The organism is Mycobacterium parascrofulaceum ATCC BAA-614, assembly GCF_000164135.1.
Lineage (GTDB): Bacteria > Actinomycetota > Actinomycetes > Mycobacteriales > Mycobacteriaceae > Mycobacterium > Mycobacterium parascrofulaceum.
This window is the reverse complement of the sequence record NZ_GG770553.1, coordinates 823,007-829,538: the sequence shown is the minus strand read 5'-3', so window position 1 is coordinate 829,538 and position 6,532 is coordinate 823,007. Positions and strand designations below refer to the sequence as shown.

The following is a 6,532-nucleotide window of genomic DNA, read 5'->3' as shown; positions in this document are numbered from 1 at the left end:
CCGGCGTGCCCCGGGCGGCGCACGTGGGCCGCCAGACGTTCGCGGCCGTCCTGGGCCGCGGACTGGCCAACGCCGGGCAGCTGTTCCTCGACCCGGGCGCCCTGCGGCGGTTGGACCGGGTCAAGGTGGTCGTCATCGACGGCGCCGCGCTGCGCGGCGACAACCGCGCCGTGCTGCGCGCGCGGGGCGACGTCCCCGGGTGGGACGAGGACCGCGTCTACGAGGTCGCCGACGCGCTGCTGCACGGCGAGGAAGCGCCCGAACCCGACCCCGACGAGCTGCCCGCCACCGGCGCCCGCCTGCGCTGGGTCCGGGCGCAGGGATCCTCGGCGACACCGGCGCAGGGCCTCGAACACGCCGACCTCATCGTCGACGGGGAGCGGGTGGGCAGCGTCGACGTCGGCTGGGAGGTCGACCCGTTCGCGATCCCGCTGCTGCAGATCGCGCACCGGACCGGAGGCCGGGTGGTGCTGCGCCACGTCGCCGGCACCGAGGACCTGACCGCCAGCGTCGCCGTGAGTCACCCGCCCGGCACGCCGCTGCTGCAGCTGGTGCGCGACCTGCGCACCGACCGCGGGCCCGTGCTGCTGATCACCGCGCTGCACCGCGACTTCGCCTCGACCGACACCCTGGCCGCGCTGGCCATCGCCGACGTCGGCGTGGCGCTGGACGACCCGCAGGCCGCCACGCCGTGGACGGCCGACATCATCACCGGCACCGACCTGGCCGCGGCGGTGCGCATCCTGTCGGCGCTGCCGGTGGCCCGCGAGGCGACCGAGTCGGCGGTGCGCCTGGCCAAGGGCGGCAGCACCCTGGCCGGGCTGCTGCTGGTCACCGGCGACCCCCGCACGCTGAGCCCGTTCGCCGTGCAGCGCTGGCTCAACCCGGTCAACGCCGCCGCCGCCGCCGCGCTGATGCAGGGCAGCTTCGCGGCCTCCCGGGTGCTGCGGCTGCCCGATCCGACGCCGCAGCCGCTGACCGCCTGGCACGCCCTGGATCCGGAGATCGTCTATTCGCGGCTGGCCAGCCGAACGCGGCCCCTGGCGGTCGAACCCGGCGTCGCGCCGTGGCGGCAGCTGCTCGACGACCTGTCCTACAACCCGCTGCTCGCGCCGCTGCGCGGGCCGGCGGGCCAGGTGGGCCGGTTGCTGTCCGCGACGCGTGCCGAACTCGCCGATCCACTGACGCCCATCCTTGCCGTGGGGGCGGCGGCCTCGGCGATCGTCGGCAGCAGCGTGGACGCGCTGCTGGTGGCCGGCGTGATGACCGCCAACGCGGTCGCCGGCGGGGTGCAGCGGTTGCGGGCCGAGGCGGCGGTCGCCGAGCTGTTCGCCGAGCAGGACCAGTACGCGCGCCGCGTCGTTCTGCCAGCGGTGGCCACCGCGCACCGCCGGCTGGAGGCGGCCCGCACCGCCGAACGGACGGTGTCGGTGAACGCCAAGTCGCTGCGGCCCGGCGACATCATCGACCTGGCCGCCCCCGAGGTGGTGCCGGCCGACGCGCGCCTGCTGGTGGCCGAGGACCTCGAGGTCGACGAGTCCTTCCTCACCGGCGAGTCGCTGCCGGTGGACAAGCAGGTCGAGCCCGTGGCGGTCGCGGACTCCGACCGCGCCAGCATGCTGTTCGAGGGCAGCACCATCGTCGCCGGGCACGCCCGCGCGATCGTCGTGGCGACGGGCGCGGGCACCGCCGCGCAGCGCGCGATCTCGGCGATCGCCGACGTCGAATCGGCGGCCGGGGTGCAGGCCCGGCTGCGCGAGTTGACCAGCAAGGTGCTGCCGCTGACCCTGGCCGGCGGCGCGGCGGTGACCGCGTTGGCGCTGCTGCATCAGGGAACGCTGCGTCAGGCGGTCGCCGACGGGGTGGCCATCGCCGTGGCCGCCGTCCCCGAGGGTCTGCCGTTGGTGGCCACGCTGGCCCAGCTGGCCGCGGCCCAGCGGTTGTCGCGGCGCGGCGCCCTGGTCCGCACCCCGCGGGCCGTGGAGGCGCTGGGCCGGGTCCAGACGGTGTGTTTCGACAAGACCGGCACGCTGACCGAAAACCGGCTGCGCGTCGTCCGCGGGGTCCCCTACCAGACGGGCGCCGACGCGCCCTTCCCGGAGGTGACCGACCCGGCGTCCGCCGCGGTGCTGCGGGCCGCCGCGCGCGGCAGCACGCAGCCCCACAACGGGGGCGGTCACGCGCACGCCACCGACGAGGCGATCCTCACGGCGGCGAATTCGATCGACGGTCAATGGGCCTCGGACTGGACCGTGCTCGCCGAGGTTCCGTTCGAGTCCAGTCGCGGTTACTCCGCCGCCATCGGCACGGCGGCCGGAGAGGCGTCCGCCGGCGGGCCGATGCTGATGGTCAAGGGCGCACCGGAAGAAGTCCTGCCGCGGTGCCGGTTCGCCGATTCGGGCGCCGAGCACGACCGCGCGGAGGCGCTCGTGGTGCGCCTGGCCGAGCAGGGCCTGCGGGTGCTCGCGGTGGCGCAGCGCCCCTGGGAGCACGGGACCGGCGAGGAGGACACCGACGCCGACGCCGTCGACGCCGCCGCGCACGATCTCGAGTTGATCGGCTACGTCGGTTTGGCCGACACCGCGCGTGCGTCGGCGCGGCCGCTGATCGAGGCGCTGGTGGAAGCCGGCCGCCGGGTCGTGCTGATCACCGGCGACCACCCGGTGACCGCGCGGGCGATCGCCCGCCAGCTGGGGCTGCCGGAGAATGCTCGCGAGATCACGGGAGCCGAACTCGTCGCGTTCGGCGAGGAGGACCGCGCCAAGGTCGCCGCCGACGTCCAGGTCTTCGCCCGCGTCAGCCCGGAACAGAAGGTACAGATCGTGGCGGCGCTGCAGGCCGGCGGGCAGGCCGTCGCCATGGTCGGCGACGGCGCCAACGACGCCGCCGCCATCCGGATGGCCGATGTGGGCATCGGCGTCAGCGGCCGCGGCTCCTCCGCGGCACGCGGCGCGGCCGACATCGTGCTGACGGACAACGACCTGGGCGTGCTGCTCGACGCGCTCGTCGAGGGGCGCGGGATGTGGGGCGGGGTGCGCGACGCGGTGAGCATCCTGGTCGGCGGGAACGTCGGCGAGGTGCTGTTCACCCTGATCGGCACCGCCCTGGGCACGGGCCGCGCCCCGGTGGGCACCCGTCAGCTGTTGCTGGTGAACCTCCTGACCGACATGTTCCCCGCGCTTGCGGTCGCCGTCACCCCGCAATACCGCGAGCCGGAGGAGGCCGAGGACGGGGTCGACCGCGACGCCGAGGAACTGCATCGCGCCTTCCAGTTGGCGACGCTGTCGGGACCCCCGCCGTCCCTCGACGCCCCCCTGATGCGGCAGATCGTCACCCGGGGCGCCGTCACGGCCGCCGGCGCGACGGCGGCCTGGGCCATCGGTCGCTGGACGCCGGGCACCGAACGCCGCACGTCGACAATGGGACTCACCGCACTGGTCACCACGCAGCTCGCCCAGACGCTGCTGACCCGCCGCCACAGCCCGCTCGTCCTCGGCACCGCGCTGGGCAGCGCGGGTGTGCTGGTCGCGATCGTCCAAACCCCCGGCGTCAGCCACTTTTTCGGCTGCACGCCGATGGGCCCGGTCGCCTGGACCGGCGTCATCGGCGCCACCGCGGGCGCCACCGTCGTCTCGGTCCTGGCGCCCAACTGGCTGGGCAAGCAGGTGGCCGCCCTGGAACCCAAGCAGGACTAAGGCTTTCGCTACGCCGCTAGCCGGACAGTTCCTTGCGTACGACCTTGCCCGCCGGGTTGCGCGGGATGCTGGCGACGACGGTGATGTCCCGGGGCTGCTCGAACCGGGAGACCCTGCCCTGCAGGTACTCCCGCAGCGCCGCCTCGTCGGTGTCGCTGCCCGGCTGCAGCACCACGAACGCGGCCAGCCGATGACCGAACTTCTCGTCGGGCACACCGATGACCGCGTTGTCGGCGACGGCGGGGTGCTGCGCAAGCGCGTTCTCGACCGCGCGCGGGTAGACGTTCTCGCCGCCGGAGATGATCATGTCGTCCTCGCGGCCGACGATGTAGAGCCGGCCCGCGTCGTCGAGGTAGCCCATGTCACCGGTGCTGGTCATGCCGTCGACGACGGCCTTCGCACCACCGCCGGTGTAGCCCTCGCTCGCCAGCTCGCCCCCGACGAAGATGCGCCCGGTGACGCGCGGCCCGACGGGCCGGTCGTGTTTGTCGAAGATGCGCACCGGGCAGCCGGCGACCGGTTTGCCGACAGTCTCGGGCGCCTCCCGCAGGTCCGCGGGCGTGGCCAGCGCGCCGATGCCGACCTCGGTGGAACCGTAGCCGTTGTAGAGGATGTCGCCGTAGGCGTCCATGAACCGCTGGCCCAGGGTCGGGTCCAGCCGGTCCCCGCTCGACATCACCACCCGCAGGTACGGCACGGGGTTGCGGGCGCGCACCCGCTCGGGCAGCGCGAGGATGCGCGCGAGCACGACCGGCACGGCGGTGAACGCGTCGGCGCGGTGCAGCGACGCCTGGGCCAGCGCGGCTTCGGCGTCGAAGTGGCGATGGGTGAGCACCGTGCCGCCGAGGGCCACCGTGAGCATCAGCATGCCCAGCCCGAGCCCGTGAAACATGGGCATTGCCACCGACACTCGCGACCCGGTGCGCAGCCCCGTGCGGTCCAGGATCGTGACCCACACTCCCACCGCGGAACGCAATTGCGGTGAGCGGGGCACGCCCTTGGGCGTGCCGGTGGTGCCCGAGGTGAGCAGGACGATCCGGCCCGGCGTCGCCACGTCGGGGCGCGGCCCGCCCTCGTCGGCGCCGACCGTGGCCGGGTCGATCAGGACGACCGATTCGTCGGCCGCCCGGACGCGTTCGCCGAATTCGTCGTCGGCGATCATCGTGGTGATCCGGTGCGCGCTCATCGCGGAGCCCAGGGCGTCGCTGCGAAAGTCCGTGTTGACCAGGACCACGTCCGCGCCGACCAGGGCGGCGCCGAACACCCCGGCGATGAAGCCGCGTCCGTTGCGGCACATGATGCCCACCGCGTCGCCGGGCCCGGCACCGTGGCCGGAGAGCCGGCGCGCCACGGCGTCCGTCACCGCCCGCAGCCGGCGGTAGTCCCAGACGCCGTCGTCGTCGACGATCGCGGCCCGGTCGGGCCATCGCGCCGCGGTGACCGCCAGCAGGGTGTAGGGATTGGTGCCGCCCCGACGCGCCTCACGCAGCAGCCGCAGGGTGGCGAGCGGCGAGGGCGGGGCGAGCAGCCGCGACCGCAGCAGCGCCCGGGCCGCGGTGCCGACCACCCCTTCGGTGGTCACGACCGGCCCTCGGCGGCGCCGGAATCCGCGAAGAACCGCCGGTACCAGAGTCGCGCCGCGCGTTCGGCCGGCCCGGCCAACAGAACCGAGGCCAGCTCCGCCGGCAGCACCCACGGCGGTTCGTTGCTGCGCGGGCGCTCGATGACGGCCTTGGCGATCGCATCGGCGGCCTCATCGGCCGACATTCCGGGGAGTCGGCCCAGGACGGGCGTGGGCTCGATCATCCGCGTACGCACCAGCGCGAAGTAGACCGTGGTGACCTCCACACCGTCGGCGTACAGTTCCGGGGCAACGCTGCGCAGCCACCGGTCGAAGGCGCCCTTCGACGCCTGGTACGCGCCCCACTGCGGGCCCGGCACGACGCGCACCCCGACGCTGGACACGTTGACGATGTGCCCGCGGCCGCTTTCGCGCATGGCCGGCAGGAGCCCCAGCAGCAGCCGGATGGGCCCGAGATAGTTGATGTCGATGGTGCGCTCGAAGTCGTGCGGCCGGTCGTATTGGTGATGCAGCGAGCGGCGCAACGACTTACCGGCGTTGCTGACCACGATGTCGAGCGCGCCGTGCTGTTCGGTGACCTGCTTGGTCAGCGCGCCGACGGCGGCCTCGTCGGTGAGGTCGGTCGGGTACGCGACCGCGCGGCCACCGGCCGCGTTGATCGACGCCGCGAGGTCGCCCAGGCGTTCCTCGGAGCGGGCGACCGCCAGCACGGTGGCGCCCGCGGCGGCCAGCCTGCGCGCGGTCGCCTCGCCGATTCCGTACGAGGCGCCGGTCACCAGCACCGTCTTGCCGGCGACGGCGCCGCGGAGCTTGTCGGGATCCGACTCGCGGGCCGGATTGGCCAGGCGGTCCGTGACCTTGTTGAGGGTCTGCACTAGTACGTTCAACTTTGCCGCTGCATTCACTCGAGCCGCGTGTCGAGGATCGGCGGTTGGCTGCACCGAGCGCTCGATTCGTCATAGTTAGCAGACCATATTGCGGTTCGTGCCCGCGCCCCGGCCCGGTCGTGTCCCCACCCCGGGGCGGGCGCTGGAGCGGCTTCCGCCGCGTCGGCGGATGATCGTCGCGCGCAAGGATTCTCGGCCCGCGCCCGGCGGTTGGCGCGAGGCCGTGTGAATTCCCAGTAATTTCCCGCGATTCCGCGTTTAAGCGATGTGTTGACTGGGCACAATTGCGACATGATCGCACGTCAAATAGCTCGTTTCCTCAGCCCAGCGGTGGTTGCGGCGGCCGGCCTCACCGGGTCGGCACTCGC

General features: G+C 73.8%; 3 protein-coding genes. 1 reads left to right on the top strand and 2 read right to left on the bottom strand.

Going from position 1 to position 6,532, the window contains the following annotated elements:
• Window positions 1-3,695, top strand: a 3,695-nt coding sequence (locus HMPREF0591_RS03985; RefSeq protein WP_007167132.1) for a cation-translocating P-type ATPase, incomplete at its 5' end; no start/stop codon positions are given.
• Window positions 3,696-3,711: 16 nt separating this feature from the next.
• On the opposite strand, the gene HMPREF0591_RS03980 is transcribed toward HMPREF0591_RS03985, so the two are convergent.
• Entirely contained in the window at window positions 3,712-5,277 is a 1,566-nt protein-coding gene (locus HMPREF0591_RS03980) for an AMP-binding protein (RefSeq protein WP_007167131.1), read from the bottom strand.
• A complete protein-coding gene (locus HMPREF0591_RS03975) occupies window positions 5,274-6,182 on the bottom strand; it encodes an SDR family NAD(P)-dependent oxidoreductase (RefSeq protein ID WP_085981519.1) in 909 nt (302 codons plus the stop codon). Before HMPREF0591_RS03975 ends, HMPREF0591_RS03980 begins: the two co-directional genes overlap by 4 nt.
• Window positions 6,183-6,532: the final 350 nt, after the last annotated feature.